The 17402-nt window shown below is 44.6% G+C and carries 12 protein-coding genes; 4 read left to right on the forward strand and 8 right to left on the reverse strand.

Annotated elements, in window-relative coordinates:
* Positions 1-81 precede the first annotated feature (81 nt).
* From DUN60_RS17980 to glgB, 3 genes are all read left to right on the forward strand, one after another.
* A complete protein-coding gene (locus DUN60_RS17980) occupies positions 82-2535 on the forward strand; it encodes a glycogen/starch/alpha-glucan phosphorylase (protein ID WP_010431613.1) in 2454 nt (817 codons plus the stop codon).
* A gap of 188 nt (positions 2536-2723) precedes the next feature.
* Entirely contained in the window at positions 2724-4904 is a 2181-nt protein-coding gene (gene malQ / locus DUN60_RS17985; RefSeq protein WP_108192264.1) for a 4-alpha-glucanotransferase, read from the forward strand.
* 175 nt (positions 4905-5079) lie between these two features.
* A complete protein-coding gene (gene glgB / locus DUN60_RS17990) occupies positions 5080-7260 on the forward strand; it encodes a 1,4-alpha-glucan branching protein GlgB (RefSeq protein ID WP_114634662.1) in 2181 nt (726 codons plus the stop codon).
* 80 nt (positions 7261-7340) lie between these two features.
* Here glgB and DUN60_RS17995 read toward each other — a convergent pair whose 3' ends face one another.
* The 6 genes from DUN60_RS17995 to DUN60_RS18020 all read right to left on the reverse strand — a co-directional run bounded on the left by DUN60_RS17995 (position 7341) and on the right by DUN60_RS18020 (position 12965).
* Positions 7341-7811, reverse strand: coding sequence for a TetR/AcrR family transcriptional regulator (locus DUN60_RS17995; protein WP_004732091.1), 471 nt, complete (start codon positions 7809-7811; stop codon positions 7341-7343).
* A 222-nt stretch (positions 7812-8033) separates the two neighbouring features.
* Positions 8034-8873 carry an energy-coupling factor transporter transmembrane component T family protein gene (locus tag DUN60_RS18000; protein ID WP_017086560.1) on the reverse strand — a complete coding sequence of 280 codons (840 nt, stop codon included), beginning with the start codon at positions 8871-8873 and terminating at the stop codon, positions 8034-8036.
* On the reverse strand, positions 8870-10564 hold the full coding sequence (locus tag DUN60_RS18005) for an ABC transporter ATP-binding protein (RefSeq protein WP_114634664.1): 1695 nt from the start codon (positions 10562-10564) through the stop codon (positions 8870-8872). Before DUN60_RS18005 ends, DUN60_RS18000 begins: the two co-directional genes overlap by 4 nt.
* 6 nt (positions 10565-10570) lie before the next feature.
* Complete coding sequence (locus DUN60_RS18010) at positions 10571-11119, reverse strand: ECF-type riboflavin transporter substrate-binding protein (protein WP_048609818.1); 549 nt, start codon at positions 11117-11119, stop codon at positions 10571-10573.
* Between the two features lie 320 nt (positions 11120-11439).
* Positions 11440-12570: an HlyD family secretion protein gene (locus DUN60_RS18015; RefSeq protein ID WP_114634729.1), complete on the reverse strand. Its 1131-nt coding sequence runs from the start codon at positions 12568-12570 to the stop codon at positions 11440-11442.
* On the reverse strand, positions 12570-12965 hold the full coding sequence (locus DUN60_RS18020; protein WP_065206708.1) for a DUF3302 domain-containing protein: 396 nt from the start codon (positions 12963-12965) through the stop codon (positions 12570-12572). The genes DUN60_RS18015 and DUN60_RS18020 overlap by 1 nt, the downstream gene beginning before the upstream one ends.
* 250 nt (positions 12966-13215) lie before the next feature.
* On the opposite strand from DUN60_RS18020, the gene DUN60_RS18025 reads away from it, so the two are divergent.
* Complete coding sequence (locus DUN60_RS18025) at positions 13216-14118, forward strand: DMT family transporter (RefSeq protein WP_114634732.1); 903 nt, start codon at positions 13216-13218, stop codon at positions 14116-14118.
* Positions 14119-14173: 55 nt separating this feature from the next.
* On the opposite strand, the gene DUN60_RS18030 is transcribed toward DUN60_RS18025, so the two are convergent.
* Together DUN60_RS18030 and DUN60_RS18035 are read right to left on the reverse strand one after the other, a co-directional pair.
* Positions 14174-15754: a GGDEF domain-containing protein gene (locus DUN60_RS18030; RefSeq protein ID WP_017081835.1), complete on the reverse strand. Its 1581-nt coding sequence runs from the start codon at positions 15752-15754 to the stop codon at positions 14174-14176.
* Positions 15754-17223 carry a hypothetical protein gene (locus DUN60_RS18035; protein ID WP_017090319.1) on the reverse strand — a complete coding sequence of 490 codons (1470 nt, stop codon included), beginning with the start codon at positions 17221-17223 and terminating at the stop codon, positions 15754-15756. Before DUN60_RS18035 ends, DUN60_RS18030 begins: the two co-directional genes overlap by 1 nt.
* Positions 17224-17402: the final 179 nt, after the last annotated feature.

Consider the following 17402-nt stretch of genomic DNA (forward strand, 5'->3'; position numbering starts at 1 on the left):
AGCGGGAGGATGTTTAGTTAATGGTGACCATGCACGATATGTGACAGATGAATTAGAACTATTAAAAGCGAGATTTCTGAAATGAAACCAACTCAGCAAAAAACTTTCGATAAAGTGTCGTTCCAAGAAAGCGTTAAGAAGCATTTATCTGCAACCTACGCAACAACGATTGAAAACGCAGATAGCCGCGCATGGTACCTAGCAATGGGGCGTGCGCTAGCAGAATTGACAACATTTGATCTGTTAGAAACTGAAAATGACGAAAAAATTAAGAACGCGAAGAGCGTTAACTACCTTTCACTAGAGTTTTTGATTGGTCGTTTAACAGGTAATAACCTGATCAGCATGGGTCTATACGAACAGATCACTCATGCAATGGAAGAGCTAGGTCAAAACTTAACTGACCTTCTAGAAGAAGAACGTGACCCATCACTAGGTAACGGTGGCCTTGGTCGTCTTGCTGCTTGTTTCATGGATTCTTGTGCCGCTCAAGAATACCCAACAGTAGGTTACGGTCTTCACTACGAATACGGTCTATTCAAACAGTCTTTCCAAGACGGTCGTCAACAAGAAGCACCTGACGCATGGCGTGGTGTTGAAGGTTACCCATGGGAAGTAGCTCGTCCAGAACTAGCACAACACATTGGTTTTTACGGTCATGTAGAAGTTGAATATATCGACGGTAAAGAAGTTCGTACTTGGGTTCCGGGTATGGAAGTGAAAGCAATGCCTTGGGATCTACCTATCGTAGGTTACGAGTCAAACACAGTTTACCCATTGCGTCTTTGGGAATGTCAGGCAATCGCACCATTCTCATTAGCAAGCTTTAACAACGGTGACTACTTCGAAGCGCAACACTCGCTAATCGATGCAGGCAACATCACTAAAGTACTTTACCCGAACGACAACCACGAGAAAGGTAAGACACTGCGTCTAATGCAGCAGTACTTCCACTCAGCAGCGTCTGTTCGCGATATTCTACGTCGTCACGAAGCAGCAGGTTTCTCTCTAGAAGATCTGCCTAAGCAAGAAACGATTCAACTGAACGATACGCATCCAACGATCGCTATCCCTGAATTGATGCGCATCCTGATCGATGAGAAAGGTTTAACTTGGGACCAAGCTTGGGAAATCAGTGCTCATACGTTCGCATACACGAATCACACACTACTTCCAGAAGCATTAGAGACTTGGTCTGAATCTTTGATCAACCGTCTTCTTCCACGTCACATGGAAATCATTTTTGAAATCAACCACCGCTTCATGCAAGAAGTTCGCAAGATGTGGCCTGGTGACGGTGAGAAGCAAGCGAAGCTTTCTATCATCCAAGAAGGTTTCCACCGCATGGTTCGCATGGCAAACCTATGTGTGATTGGCTCTTACAAAGTAAACGGTGTAGCTGCGCTTCACTCTCAACTGGTTAAGAAAGACTTGTTCCCAGAGTTCAACGAAATCTTCCCTGGCAAACTGACTAACGTAACGAACGGCATCACGCCACGTCGTTGGTTGAAGTTCTGTAACCCAGGGCTATCTACGCTAATTACTGGCAAGATCGGCACTGAGTGGCCAGCAAAACTTGAGCAGCTAGAAGGCATCGCTAAGTTTGCAACAGACGCGAAATTCCAAAAAGAATTCATGGCTGTTAAGAAAGAAAACAAACAGCGCCTTGCTGATTGGGTTCAAGAGAACATGGGTATCGAGCTAGATACTAACGCTATCTTCGACGTGCAAATCAAGCGTCTTCACGAATATAAGCGTCAGCACCTAGATTTGCTACACATTCTATCTCTGTACCACCGTATTCTTAACGAACCTGGTTTCGAGTGTGAGCCACGCGTATGTTTCTTCGCAGCAAAAGCAGCACCGGGTTACCACCTAGCGAAAGAGATCATCTTCGCGGTTAACAAGATCGCAGAAAAGATCAACAACGACCCTCGCATTGGCAACAAGCTGAAAGTGGTATTCATCCCTGACTACCGTGTAAGCATGGCTGAAATCATTATTCCTGCGGCAGACGTTTCTCAGCAAATTTCATTAGCTGGTAAAGAAGCATCAGGTACGGGCAACATGAAGATGGCGCTAAACGGCGCGCTAACTATCGGTACGATGGATGGTGCAAACGTTGAGATTCGTGAAGAAGTTGGCGATGAAAACATCTACATCTTTGGCCTAGACGTTGATGGTGTAGTGGCATTGCAAGCTCAGGGTTACAACCCATACGATTACTACAACGCAGACCCACTGCTGAAAGCATCTCTAGACCTACTGACTGGCGATGAGTTCTCTCCAGGTCAACCAGGTCTTCTACGTGCAACGTTTGATAGCCTACTAGACGGTGGCGACCCGTACCTATGTCTTGCTGACTTCGCATCTTATGTGAAAGCACATGAAGACATGGGCAAGCAGTACAAAGACCAAGCAGGTTGGGCTAAGAAAGCGATTCTTAACACAGCATTGGTTGGTAAGTTCACATCAGACCGCTCAATCCGCGACTACGTGAACAACATCTGGAAGCTAGAAGCGGTTAACCGTTAATACTTTCAAAGTAGCCAAGGCAGTTTCTGCCTTGGCTCAATTAGCTTGTGAGCAAACGAAAGGCTTAAAGGTTTGTCGTTTATAAACAAGCTGCTTACAAACCGATTGTCACAAGCTAATTGATTAGTAAAAAATTAAATTAACAACCCTACAAAATTGAAAGCGTCAGAACGTTTTCGGAGAGAGCGATGAAAGAACAGACCGTATTAAAACAAGTCGCAGAAATGGCAAATATTGCCGACAGTTACGTTAGTGCGTGGGGCGATGAAGCACAAGTATCAGAAGAGACGATTACGTCTCTATTGGCTTCATTGGGCTACGATACAAGCAGCGATGATGCACTGCTTAAATCTGCAGAAAGAAAACACAAAAAAGATGTACTAGACCCAGTTCTTGTCTTGCGTGACGGTGAGCCAGTAGAGGTGGCGCTTAATCTAGGTGTTAGTGCTCGTGAAAGTGAGTTCAGCTGGCGCTTAGAAACCGAGCAAGGAGAGGTACTTGAAGGCTATCTTCAATCTCAAGTCGTTCGTGACGAGCGTGCCGAGGGTGGCCCTTTAGTGTTTGCATTGCCAAGTGATTTGGCATGGGGTTACCACAAGCTGATTGTGAGCCGTAAGCGCCGTAAGAAGCCTTACGAGATGACATTGATCATTACGCCAAAAGCGTGTTTCAAGCAGTCACCAATCGAGCAAGGCAAAAAGCTTTGGGGACCAAGTGTTCAACTGTACACACTAAGAACTCAGCACAACTGGGGTATTGGTGATTTTGGTGACCTTAAACAGCTTGTTGCTGATATCGCTTCTCGCGGTGGTGATTTTGTTGGCCTAAACCCAATTCACTCATTATTCCCAGCGAACCCAGAAGGCGCGAGCCCATACAGCCCGTCGTCACGTCGTTGGTTGAACATCTTATACATTGATGTGAGCTCAGTACCTGAATTCGCATTAAGTGCTGAAGCACAACAAACGGTAGGCAGCGCTGAATTCCAACAGCGTCTACAAAAAGCTCGTGAAGCACACTGGGTGAATTACACTGAAGTGTCCGAGCTTAAGATGAGCATCTTGCCTCTGTTATTCGCAGAATTTAAGATTCGTCATTTAGATAAAAACAGCGATCGTGCACAAGCGTTCTTAGCGTTTGTAGAAGAAGGTGGTGAAAGCCTGATGCATCAAGCGGCGTTTGATGCTCTGCACGGTGAGTTACATGCCGAAGATTCAGGTATGTGGGGCTGGCCAGTATTCCCAGAGAAGTATCGTACATTCGAAAGCCCAGCGACACAGAAATACATTAAAGAGAACCTAGAGAATGTTCATCTTTACATGTACCTGCAGTGGTTAGCGGATTGCCAAATCAACGATGCACAGTCTCTTGCTGAAGAGAAAGGCATGGCCGTTGGTTTGTACCGTGACCTAGCTGTTGGTGTTGCTGATTCAGGCAGCGAAACTTGGGCCGATGAAGGCAACCTAGTGATGGATGCGAGCATCGGTGCTCCACCAGATGTGCTTGGTCCTCTAGGTCAAAACTGGGGTTTACCACCACTTAATCCTGAAGTGCTTCAAGAAACGAGCTACGACGCATACATTAAGCTACTCCGTGCCAATATGAAGCACTGTGGTGCACTTCGTATTGATCATGTTTTGGGCCTACTGCGTTTGTGGTGGATTCCAAAAGGCGAAAACGCAACCAAGGGTGCGTACATCTACTACCCAGTACAAGACATGCTGTCAATTCTGGCGCTTGAATCTCACCGTTACCAATGTAGCGTTATTGGTGAAGATTTAGGTACTGTGCCGGATGAAATCGTCGATATTCTAGCGGATGCGGGCGTGCATTCTTACAAAGTATTCTTCTTCGAAACATCAGAAGATGACGGTGGCTTTATTTCACCGAAACATTATGCGCCACAATCGATGGCGGCACTTTGTACTCATGATATGCCAACGCTTCGCGGCTTCTGGCATTGTGATGACTTGAAAATGGGTCAAGAGATTGGTTTATACCCAGATGCAGAACAGCTAGAAACCTTGTTCGATGACCGTCTGGAGTGCAAACAAGGTATCTTAGATTCAGTGGCATGGCATGGCTTCTTACCTGAAGGTGTTGGTCGTGATGCAAGCCAAGTACCGATGGACTCTTATCTTGCTGAAGCACTTCAACTGCACGTTGCGGCTGGTGGTTCGACACTTCTTAGTGTTCAACTGGAAGATTGGTTAGAGATGGACAAGCCAGTAAACATTCCTGGCACTGTCGATGAATACCCTAACTGGCGTCGTAAACTATCAATGAACTTGGACGAAATATTTGCTCACGAAGGGGTAAATCGTATCGCTTCTAAGCTGACTGACGTTCGAGAAAAAGCAGCTAAGTAATGATGTTGAGTGGCTTGAAAATAGGTGGTTTTTTGCTTACGCCGTACGAAACTACAACCTCGGTCACTCAATAATGAATGCTCATCTGGTAGAATAAACCGTCGTTATATTGCCCGCACTAATAGCGGGCATTTTTGTATTATATTTTTTGGATGTTTGGTTAGGGAGAAGCGTTTTGGAACTAAGTTCTATTTCAAAGCAAAAACAAATATATACCCAACTATCACAGGCTTGTTTCACTGACCCATTTGCGTTTTTAGGGCCATACCTACCTTCTGAGCAAGGTGCATTACGTGTGTGGATTCCTGGGGCAAATAAAGTCGAGTTGATTGTTGGAAAGGAACCTCGTATTGAGTTAGCGCGAGAGGGTGAAAGTGGTTTCATTCTTAAGCAAGAGAGAGATTTACGTTTTACTCACTACAAGCTCGCGGTTGATTGGGCTGGAGTCGAGCAGATCATCGATGATCCATATCAGTACCACGATCTGTACGCGAGTTATGAAGATCTCCATACACCTAAAGATATGTATCATCACATGGGGGCTCAGTTTATTACGCTAGAGCGTGATGGACAGACGATTTCAGGTACGCGTTTCTTGGTGTATGCACCGCATGCAACAGCGGCAAGCTTAGTGGGTAACTTCAACGCTTGGGATGGTCGTCGTCATCCAATGCAACGCTTAGATTATGGCATGTGGGGCCTATTCATTCCTGAACTGGAAGAAGGCGCTCAATACAAGTTTGAATTAAAAGGACCTGATGGCGAAGGCTTACCACACAAAGCTGACCCATGGGGTTTTTACTCTGAGCAATACCCTTCATTTTCTTCTGTGACTTACGATCACGCTCGTTACGAGTGGCAAGATACTCAGTGGCAGAATCGCCCAGTAACGCAAAAGCGTAAAGAAGCACTTTCGTTCTATGAACTGCACGCTGGTTCTTGGAAGCGTAACGCTGAAGGGGAATTCTTAAACTACCGTGAACTTGCTGCTGAATTGATCCCATATTTAACGGACTTGGGTTACACGCATGTAGAGTTGATGCCGGTTTCAGAGCATCCGTTTTACGGTTCTTGGGGCTATCAGCCAATAGGCTTGTTCGCTCCAACGAGTCGTTTTGGCTCTCCAGATGACTTCAAATTCTTCGTCGATCAATGTCACCAAGCTGGTCTGGGTGTTGTTCTGGATTGGGTTCCAGCACACTTCCCTAGTGATGATCACGGCTTAGCCAACTTTGATGGAACACCTTTGTTCCATGATCCAGATCCACGTCGTGGTTGGCACCAAGATTGGAATTCGTACATTTACGATTTAGGCAAAGAGCATGTGCGCCGTTTCTTGGTTGCAAACGCACTGTACTGGTTTGAACAATTCCATATCGACGGCATTCGTGTTGATGCGGTTGCTTCGATGTTGTACCTCGATTATTCGCGTAGCCATGATCAATGGATTCCGAATGCAGACGGCGGCAACGAAAACTACGATGCTATCGCAACCCTTAAGTGGATGAACGAAGAAGTGTACAAGCACTTCCCGAATGCGATGACGATTGCTGAAGAATCAACGGCTTTCCCTGGTGTTTCAGCCCCAACCTTTATGGGCGGCTTAGGCTTCGGCTTTAAGTGGAACATGGGTTGGATGCACGATAGTTTGTCTTACATCCAAGAAGATCCAATCAATCGTAAATATCACCACGATACAATTACCTTCCCATTGGTTTATGCACACAGTGAGAACTATGTATTGTCTCTATCTCACGATGAGGTGGTTTATGGTAAAGGATCTATCCACGAAAAAATGCCTGGTGATGAGTGGCAGCAAACGGCAAATCTACGTGCTTACATGGGTTACATGTACGCGCAGCCGGGTAAGAAGCTGAACTTCATGGGTGCTGAATTTGGTCAGACGGCGGAATGGAACCACGATGATCAACTGCAATGGTTCTTGCTAGATTATGAACGTCATCAAGGTGTTCAGCGCTTAACGAAAGATTTGAACAATCTGTACCGTTCTGAAGCTGCAATGCATGATCTTGATTTCGACCCGAAAGGTTTTGAATGGCGTCTACAGGATTCAGCTGAAGCGAGTATCTTAGCTCATGAGCGTATCAGTGAATCAGGCGAGCGTGTATTGGTGGTTTCTAACTTTACACCCGTTCCTCATGAGCACTTCCGCTTAGGTGTTCCAGCACAAGGTCAGTACTCTTTGTTATTGAATACAGACTCTGCGGATTATGCAGGCAGTGGCTTTGAAGTGAAGCCGGTTGCTGAGGTTGAACAAGTAGAAAGCGAAGGTTTAGACACATCGATTGAGCTGCGTTTACCACCGTTATCGACCGTTTTTTACAAGCTAAATTAGGTCTATAAGTTGAAGTAAGCGATAACTAAAAAGAAAATGGGAGCCGAAAGGCTCCCATTTTTGTATTTCTAACGCTTGGTTTAATGCTGCTTGAAGTTTGTGAGATAGAACATTGAACGTCCTACGACAGTCTCAAGGATTCGAACGGTATCAAGCCCAAAGCTATTAAACATTATCTCGCGGAATTGACCATCTGAACTGATGTTAAACTGTTCAGGGCTCTTGACCTGGGAGGCATGGAAAAACATCAATTTGATCACGAATCGAAATTGATCATTATCTAGAGCGTTTTGCCAAGATTGAATGAATACTTCTTCCGATGAGAACTCTAGATTCTCTATAACAATTGATAGCATGTGTTGGTGTAACGCTGATCGGATAGCGCGGGTCGATGGATAATAGCCCTGAAGCGTCGTCAAACTAATGCCAATTTCTTGAGCAATCCTTGCATAAGTTAGTGCTTCATGTCCTTCAGCCAGAAAAAGGTTTAGTACGATCTCATCGTAGTGCTTTTGATTTTCTAGTTTCTGTACTTGAGTAATTCGAGCCATTACAAATCTCTATTGAGTGTAGCATTCTGTAAGCGTGTATATTAAGAGTTTCTAAATTAGATTTCAAACCAAAGACGTAAGTAAACGGTCAGTTTATCGTCAAAAATAGTCAGTATTGAGTTATTGGTTCAATTGTTAATCAGATCTTGGCACACATAAAAACACCGCCCTATTGAGCGGTGTGTAATTTTAAGTCGTTGTTTGTATGTGGTAAATGAAAATTTAGAATGGATACCAAAACAATTCAGGTTCAAGAATGCGTTTCGCTATGGCCAACACCACAATAAAAGCAATGACACTCAAACAAACAAAGTCGATACGTTTCAAAGGCGCATAGCTATACCAAGTACGTGCCTTGTGTCGGCCAAAGCCTCGTAACGTCATTGCGTTAGAGATCTCGTCTGCGCGGTCTAAGCTAGAGAAAATGAGCGGCCCTAGAACCTTAGCCACATTTTTGATTCGAGTTATTAGGGGCGCTTTCTTCGAGAGTTCTACACCACGAGCTTGCTGAGCATGCATGATATTGATGAAGTCCTTCTTAACCTCTGGCAAGTAACGCAGCGTTAAGCTTACCGCATAGGCGATCTTGTACGGAACGCCGATACGGTTGAGGCTTGCGGCAAACTCAGTCGGGTGCGTAGTGAAGACGAATATTAACGCTATCGGAAACATACTCATGTACTTGAGCGTCACCGTGACTAAGTAAAATAGAGTCTCCTGGCTCAACGAGTAGTTACCCGGTAATGTCAGTAATACAGTTTCGCTACCGATGAGCTCAGTGCCTTGCTGCGGAGCAAGCAGGAACATGAATAAAGCATTTAGACTTAAGACGCTCGCCGTACCTAATAACAAAGGTTTATACACGCGTATAGGCACATTGGTGAGCTTTAATAGGTATAAACCAGTCATAATAAGCAGCGTAATCAATCTCAGGTCGAACGTAGTCAATACCACGGTTACCCAAGCTAGGAAGAGTGCAAATTTCGTGATGCCATTTAATGCGTGCAGAGGGGATTTGGTATCAATGTAGTTGATGCCGAATTTTACTTTTGATGCGTTCATAGAGAACTTCTCTCGTAGTCGATGAAGTACTGCATAAACGCATTGGTATCGTCGATTTTCATCATAGTCGCGAGTTCATAAATACTAGTGGTACAGAGGTTTGCACGTTCTAGAAGCGATGGCTGACTAAACACTTCCGTCATGGCGGCATTGGCAATAAGCTTGCTGTCTGCGATTACGATCGAACGTGTGGTGTACTCTAGAACGAGATGCATGTCGTGTGAGATGATCACTACAGTAATACCCAAATCACGGTTAAGCTTTTGGATAAACGCCAACATTGACGTGTAGTTTCGGTAATCTTGGCCTGCAGTTGGCTCATCTAAGATGAGGAGTTCAGGTTCCAACACTAAGATAGAAGCAATGGTTACACGCTTTTTCTGACCGTAGCTCAAAGCTTCGATAGGCCAGTGACGGAACTTACTCAGTCCACACAGCTCAAGAACGTTCTCAACTTTTTCTTTGGCCTCATCCTCTGCAACGCCACGGTTACGAAGACCAAAAGCAATCTCGTCAAAAATCATATGATGCGAGATCATATGATTTGGGTTCTGCATTACTACACCGACCTTTTGGCTTCTTTCGAAGATAGAAAGCTCAGATAAGTCTTCACCATTTAGATAGGAAGAGCCTGAATCGGCATCGATCACACCCATGATGAGTTTGGTGATGGTAGATTTACCCGAACCGTTCTTGCCCAGAATCGAAACAAACTCGCCTTTGCCAATCTTGAAGCTCACATCTTCGAGTGCGTTCTTCTCGCCATCGTAAGAATAAGTCAGACCATGAACTTCGAGTAAAGGTTGATACTGCTTTTCTGCAGCTGGGGCAGGGCGGTCAGCAAACCAAGCTTGAACTGCTGGGCGGAACCTTTTGTAATCCAAAGCTTTGAGGTTTGACAGCTTATCTTCGCAGGTTAGTGGGGCTTTCGCCGCTTTAAGCGCAGATAAGTAAAGAGGCTCACGAATACCGTGCGTATCAAGTAACTTAGACGCTAAAATTTCATCGGGAGTCATATCCGCGACGATTTCACCGCGCTCCATTAAGATCACTCGATCGATATCACGATGTAGGACATCCTCAAGGCGATGCTCGATAATCACGATAGTCTTGTTGGTTTCTTTATGCAGTTGGTCGATGATCTCGATGGTCGCCTTGCCGGTCTTAGGGTCAAGACTGGCTAAAGGCTCATCAAACAGCAAGATATCAACGTCATCAACTAAGATGCCGGCTAGCGATACTCGCTGCTTTTGACCACCTGAAAGATCGTGTGGCGAGCGCTCAAGCATGTCCGCTAGGTCAACCATTTTTGCAGTCGACTTAACTAACGGGTACATGTCAATGTTCGACATCAACTGGTTTTCTAATGCGAATGCGATATCTTCGCCGATGCTTAAACCCACAAATTGGCTGTCAGTATCTTGCAATACTGTGCCTACCTGCTCGGTATAGTCGTGCATCGAAAATTCAGAGATATTCTTGCCGTTGATCTCTAAAGAGCCAGTTACCTCACCTTTAATTGCATGAGGTATTAGGCCATTGAGGCATTGACCTAGGGTAGATTTACCGCTTCCGCTTGGTCCAATAATGACGATTTTCTCTCCTTTCTCTATCCTTAGATTGATATTTTTTAGCGTCGGTTTATCCAGCGACTCATATCTAAAAGAGAAGTTCGAAAATTCTATAGTCATTGGCGCTTATGCCTCAGTCAGGTTGCGGCTTTGTTTGTTGCGTTTAGCGACTGATTTTAGGATCAGGAAGCCCACAACAGCGATCAGAACGGTATTACCCGCTGCGATGATAGACAGTTGAGTGAAGACTTTAGTAAACGGTTCTGCGTATAGGATAGTGTCTAGGAACGCGGAACAGCCGTAGCCTACAACGTTACCTGCAAGGGCAAGTACCACGAACAATACAAAATCTTTCATTGGCAGTTCGCCTTGTTGAAGACGGTTCTTAGTCATCATAGGGAACAAGCCGATAACCATACCTACGATACCTGAGCCTAATACCCAAGTTAACCATACGCCCCAACCAGCAAATAAATCCGTTACCCAGTGACCAATAAAGCCAACCAAAAAGCCAACGATAGGGCCGAACAAAACAGAAAATAGTGCTAAGACTGCCATTGCTGGTTTCAATGTCGTGTTAGCAAACACTGGGACACCAAACATAGGTAAACCACCAATGCCGTACAGTGCCGCGCCAATGGCGATAACGACCACTGTTTTAGCTGAAAAGTTCATAGATAACCTCGAATACTGAAAGATAAAGCATGATAAAGAATGAATATTCGCCATTATTAATATGTGTCTCAATGAGAACGTTTTTTGGGCAAATATAAAAAATAAGGCGCGCATTATACAGTAGAACCCTTCCATAAGGGAAGGTAAGTGTCTAGATGTCTAAAATTCCATCCGAACACTCAAATATCATGTAAAAAGCCCACTTTTACGGTTAATCAAGCAACAAAAAAGCCAGAACGGGTCTGGCTTTTTGATTCATATTAACAATGTGTTAAGTGGGTTCATCGTATATCTACGACCATTTTGTGGTCTAGGTATAGTTAGTGGTCTAGATATAGATAGTTTTGCCAACTCTTCATGCGAATAAGGACCTTACGCATGATAGACACATGAGTGAAGCTGTCAGAATAAACGGCAACCTCGACTGCAGTACCCATAGGTAAATGGTAGTCAGACAGATCATCAGTGATGCTCAATTTAACAAACACACGACCACTGGTGCGCAATGCGTCAGTACCTAGAAGCGCGCCTCTAGCTTGGAATTGGCTCTCACCAATAGCTGGAATCACTTCATCAATACGTCCTTTAAATACTTTTCCTGGCAATGCTCTAAATAGGAACTCAGCTTTATAACCTGGTTGTAGGCGCTGTAGCGAGTTTTGTCTAAATGCAGCGGTATAGAACTGTTCTTCTGTGTGAACAAATGTCATCACGGGAGCTAAAGGAAGTGGTACTGCCATTACACCTGGGCGTAATGCTAGTTGCGTAACGTATCCGTCAGTGGGAGCGCGAACCACGGTTTGTTCTAAATCAAACTGAGCTTTACGTAATTCAGCTAATAAGCTTAAAACCGCTGTATTCTCGCCACCTATTTCAGAGTTCAAGGCGATCTTTGTTTGTTCTAGGTTTGCATCTGCAACTTTCACGGCCGCTTCCGATGCTTTGTAAGCTTGTCTGCGAGTATCCAATTGCTGCTCGGTAAAAGCGCCACTGTCGTAACCGCGCTTGTAACGAGAAAACTCACGTTGGGCTTTATCTCTTTCTGCGATGGCTTTGATTTTTGCAGCCTCTGCTTCAGCCACTTCAGATTCCATTCCAAGCGCACCTTGGCTTGCTTCTTTTACCTTGGCTTCTAACCTTGCGACTTCAGCTTCGAATGGAACTGGGTCGATTTTGAAAAGAATATCCCCTTGCTTCAGAGGTTTGTTTGCTTCTACAGGCACTTCGATAACTTTACCCCTAACGCCTGAAACGACTGGCGTTGTTGAGTAAACTTGGTTACCGATTTGCGTAAATGGATGGTTGTAGTTCATTAGTAGAATTAGGGTACCTACTATGATCACACCTCCAAGTACGGCAGTGGGTACTGTCCACTTATTTAGCGGGATATTGAACACCTTGAAAATGGTGATACAAAGCGCCGCGTAGGTCATTATCAGCAGTAAATCCATTACTTAGCCTCCTGATCTTGTGCGTTATTCTGATCTTTAGCTTGATTCTCTTTCACTGAATCGGCTTGTTTGAGTTGAGCAATTTCTTCCTGAAGCGTGCTAACCTGATCGATTAAAATATCAACACGATGATGAATGTCGTGTTGTTCTTCTTCTAATTTAGCAAAGCCCCAGCCACGATCTTTGCGCCATAGTGTCGCCCAAATCCATAGGAACGGCCAAATTGTGTGCAAAGTGAATAGGCTAACCCAGCCTGAAACATGAATAGCATCTTGATGAGGATGATTGCGTTCTTTCGCTATTTCGTAAGGAATATCGTGAATAACGATGATGCCGTAAAAGATGACTAATGCTACGAAAATAAGTAAGCCGAGCGCAAAGTAGTCTAAAAACATAACAGATCCTTGTAATGTTAGATATTAGTTATAAATATACTACGCTATCATCCAAGTAATTGTTATAAAAATGATTTACCGAGTTGAAAATAATGTGTTGTCGCTTCTAATGCGAATAAAAGCATGGATGAATCTTATAAAATCTCATCGCGTTTGAAGAGGCTATTTCGGCTTTCTGGTTGGTATTTCAGCTGAAATGATGACAGCTACGATTTTAAATGACGTGCATAACCACAAGGGATAAATACGGATGTATATAGGTGAATTGGCGGCCATTGGCGCTGCAATTGTGTGGGCATGTGCGACATGGATCTATGGGCAATTTGGACATCGCTTCTCTGCGATGCAATTGAACATTGTTAAGGGTGTTGTAGCCTCTGGCATGATGCTGTTGGTCATGCCGTTAATACCTATGCCTGAATTTGAATTGAGTACCAACCATTTTCTGATATTGGCAATTTCAGGTGTGATTGGCATTGCGATTGGAGACAGCGCCTATTTTGCGGCGTTGAAAAGAATCGGTGCCAATAAGACGCTGTTACTGGAATCTTTAGCACCGCCTCTTTCTGGTGTGCTGGCATTAATGTTCCTTGGCGCTGTATTGACAGTACAAAGTTGGCTCGGTGTCGTGATTACAACACTAGCGGTGATCTTTGTCGTCTTCCAGCCATCACAATCGGCGAGCGGTGATTCTAAAGACAAAGCGCAGTGGGGTGGCATTGGTTATGGGCTTGTGGCGAGTGTTTGTCAGGCATCCGGTGTGGTGATTTCTCATTACGCGTTAGTGGCGGGTGATATCCCACCATTGTTAGGTGCTTTGATTCGCCTGACGATTGGCGTGTTTGCCGTAATGCTGATTATCCCTTTTGTTGAAAAGAAGCCGTATTCATCGATAAAAAGAGATTTATGGGAAATGACCAAGTTCGATAAACTTTGGTTATTAGGGGCAATCTTTGTCGGAACCTTTTTGGCATTGTGGCTTCAGCAAGTTGCATTGAAGAATGCGAACCCTGCGATTGCACAAACATTGATTGCGACCAGTCCGGTCTTTATTTTGGTGATTTATGCGATTAAAGGGGAGAAGGTGTCAAAGCAAAGCGTCATAGGGACGCTTGCTGCCCTTGCTGGAATATCTCTGTTCTTTTATCAATAAGATGCAGGCTTACCTACAGACCTACAGACCTACAGACCTACAGACCTACGTGGCACTATTCTGTACACACTTGATTACGGCCATTGGCTTTAGCTCGGTATAGCGCTTTATCGGCACGGTAGAAGGTACGCTGAGTATTTTCTCCGTCGCGATGTAAAGTGATACCGATACTCACGGTTAAACCGCGTTCTCCGAGTATTTCATGCCATCCGAATTGGAAGATGCGCTCTCGATAATTTTCAGAGTGCATTTCTGCTTTCGCAAGGTCAGTGTTCTCAAGGATGACTAGGAACTCTTCTCCGCCAAACCTGACACATGACGCGCCTCTAAACTTAAAGTATGAGCGCAGCTCTTGAGAAACGCTGACAATCGCTTTATCACCCACTAAGTGGCTGAGTTCATCATTGATAGACTTAAAGTGGTCGATATCAACAACCATCAAGGCGAAAGGTGCTTCGTGAAGCAACAGGTCTTTTAGTTTCACATCTAACCATCGACGGTTGTGTAACCCGGTCAGTGGGTCGGTGAAAACATCTTGTTGTAGTTGAGCAACTGTATTCTTGTGTTGTTCAGTCGTCTCTTTGAGTTCTCTATTTTCTTGCTCAGAGAGAATGAGTTTGAGTTGTAACTCAAAACGCGATAGGCGGCGTAGTTGGCTTGCACCGAGTTCGCTGATCGGGATCTGCTTCATCAGATCCGTTTCAATTCGGTAACCTTTTTTCTCATAGCTCAGAGCTTCTTGAAAACGGCCCTGATTCATACATACGTCACTCAAAGAGTCATAGAAACGCTTTGCAAGCACTGGCGATGAGTAGGCTTTTACACGTTTGTCTGTGCTCGACAAAATCATGCTCGCATAGTCTTGCTTTCCGGTTGCACTTAGGCAATGTGCTAACTCGAGACGAGTCATGGTTGCGAGCCAACTTGCTTGAGTGCTGTTGGCTGGGTATTGAACTTTTGATAGGCAACGTAAGGCTTCATGGTATTTCTTCTTAGCACGAAGCACTTTCGCCTGGTAAAGCAATATCTGAGCAGTGAGCAGCTTGTCACTTACTAAAATACTGAGTTCTTCGCACTCATTTAGTAAATCGCTGGCCGCGGTAATGCGGTTGAGCAGAAGTAGGCTTGCTACCATATGCAGCTTGAATTTGAGGCGAAGTGAGCGACTGCTAATCGCGTGGTCTATACTGCTGATTTTTTGGTAATAGCGAAGAGCTCTGTTGTGATCGCCATAGGCATCACACAGGTTCCCCATGCCTAAAATTGCTAATACATATTCATCGATATGGCCATGTTCAACCGCGATTGTCGATGAACTGACGAATTCATTCAGTGCTGACGTGTAATCACCAATTTCAACTAAGCGGTCACTTAGGCTGGTCTTTACTGTGAGAATGTCTTCGATATCTACAGGAAGGTGGAGTAGGTCGAGTGCAAGCCTGAGTTCTTCAATACTGGTTTGATTTTGTTGCAACTCGGCACGGTACTCAGAGCTGATTATATAGCAGTGCGCTTGTTCTGTTTGCGTGGTCGAAACGTGCTGGCGAATGTGGTTCCAGAATATGATCGCTTCTTCACCCGATACCGATGAAGGGTCTAAACCAGCATCTGTGATTTTGCGTAATAGGGTTTCCATTATTCTATTACCTCAGCATCGTCTTCTTCTAATTGTTCAAGAGTGAACGGGAACGTCAAAATATCATTGAGGCTGACGGTAGGTCTCGAACCTTTTAATCCTTTTCTATGCCATGGATATATTTCTAGCATGGTGCTGAGAGTTTGGAAGGTTTGTTCTGCGGCTTCGCCTTTCTCTGAAAGCATCATAGCAACACGCTCTGAACTCAGCCTAGCGATGAAGTCGTTTTGATTACACAAGGTATGAGCAATCTCGGTACAGACATCTAAGTAATCGGTATCGACATGATGGAACATAATGATGCTGTGGTTCGAACGCTTAAGTTCTGTCTTAAATAGGACCAGCTTCTCCCACCAAAAGGTTTCAGAGACGACATAAGAGAGGTGCTTTTCAGGATCGTATTCATGCTGGCCACGAATACGATTAATCAGCTTTCGTGCTCTCTGTTCAAGCTGGCGTTTTGAACTGCGCGCTTTGTCTAAACCGACACGATTAGTTTGCTCTTTAAGCATACCGATGGAATATTGACGGTATTTTTTAAAGGCGACCAACGCAGCTTTGAAATCTTGGTTTTCTTCGGCAACCAAGGATTGTTGGTAACAAATTTGGCTAAGCAACTCACCATTATCGAATTCATTTGCAGAGTGTTCAGCGAGTTTCAGTAATTCTGCCGCATGTTCTGGTCTTTTTCTCAGGAGCTCCAATCGAGCTCGACTGATGTAAGAGTGCGCTTTCATCCAAACGAGGTTGTGTTCTACGGCTAGATTGTGCGCTTTGGCTGTCGCGCGCTCTGCATCATCTAGACGTTCAAGCCCAAGCAGAGCAAGGCCTCGAAAGTCCCATACTTCGGCATGCCAAGTGTTATCTTTATGCTCTTTTAACGCTTCTTCTGCACCGTCGAGTACCGACAGCATTTCAACATAGTTGTTAAGCAGGTAGTAATCCCAAGCGAGCAGTATTCTTGCTTTGCCCTCTAGCCAACCAATGCGGCTGTTGTTAGCCACTTTAACGGCAAGCTGATGGGTAGAACGTGCAAGCTTATATTCATGAGTCATTCGCCAAATGTTGCCAAGCCCAATGAGACATTCAATTTGAATCTCGACTTCATCAACCAGTGCAGATTGCTCTAAGGCATTGATCCAGAACTGTTGGGCGGAGTAATACTTGGCTTGTCCCCAGTACTGGAGCGCGTGTAAATGGAGGATTTCAGGGAGGAAAAGGTCGGTATCTAATCGGTTCTGGCGCTTGTAGGCTTCCTTGATGTACTTCAAACCTTTTTGGTAATCCATCAGGTTCCAGCTACACCTTGCCATTAACATCAACGACTGGATAGCACCCTCTTCAAACAGAACTTGCTCCGATCGGACTAGGCACTGTTGAGCAATCTCAAGGATCACCGATGGCTCAGAGTCGACACGAGTTTTGAGTTGTTCTAGTTCTGTTTCAAGAAGGTACTGGTTTTTGTCCAAGACTTAGATCCATAATTATCGAACATATTGATAACACAATCATTATAAGTGTGTGATTTGAGATAAGCACCAATTATCTTTCTTAGAGCGTCAAAGGAACATGTATCTTTTCTAATTATGGGTGTTACCTCATGTTGTTGCTTTAAAATCAATGAGTTCCCGAATAATTATCTAGCTGA

Origin of the sequence: Vibrio splendidus, from assembly GCF_003345295.1 — a bacterium.
Taxonomy (GTDB): domain Bacteria; phylum Pseudomonadota; class Gammaproteobacteria; order Enterobacterales; family Vibrionaceae; genus Vibrio; species Vibrio splendidus_K.

Coding starts and splice junctions, on each gene's coding strand:
- DUN60_RS17980 (WP_010431613.1), top strand. CDS start 82: ATGAAACCAACTCAGCAAAAAACTTTCGATAAAGTGTCGTTCCAAGAA.
- malQ (WP_108192264.1), top strand. CDS start 2,724: ATGAAAGAACAGACCGTATTAAAACAAGTCGCAGAAATGGCAAATATT.
- DUN60_RS17995 (WP_004732091.1), bottom strand. CDS start 7,811: ATGGCTCGAATTACTCAAGTACAGAAACTAGAAAATCAAAAGCACTAC.
- DUN60_RS18000 (WP_017086560.1), bottom strand. CDS start 8,873: ATGAACGCATCAAAAGTAAAATTCGGCATCAACTACATTGATACCAAA.
- DUN60_RS18005 (WP_114634664.1), bottom strand. CDS start 10,564: ATGACTATAGAATTTTCGAACTTCTCTTTTAGATATGAGTCGCTGGAT.
- DUN60_RS18010 (WP_048609818.1), bottom strand. CDS start 11,119: ATGAACTTTTCAGCTAAAACAGTGGTCGTTATCGCCATTGGCGCGGCA.
- DUN60_RS18015 (WP_114634729.1), bottom strand. CDS start 12,570: ATGGATTTACTGCTGATAATGACCTACGCGGCGCTTTGTATCACCATT.
- DUN60_RS18020 (WP_065206708.1), bottom strand. CDS start 12,965: ATGTTTTTAGACTACTTTGCGCTCGGCTTACTTATTTTCGTAGCATTA.
- DUN60_RS18025 (WP_114634732.1), top strand. CDS start 13,216: ATGTATATAGGTGAATTGGCGGCCATTGGCGCTGCAATTGTGTGGGCA.
- DUN60_RS18030 (WP_017081835.1), bottom strand. CDS start 15,754: ATGGAAACCCTATTACGCAAAATCACAGATGCTGGTTTAGACCCTTCA.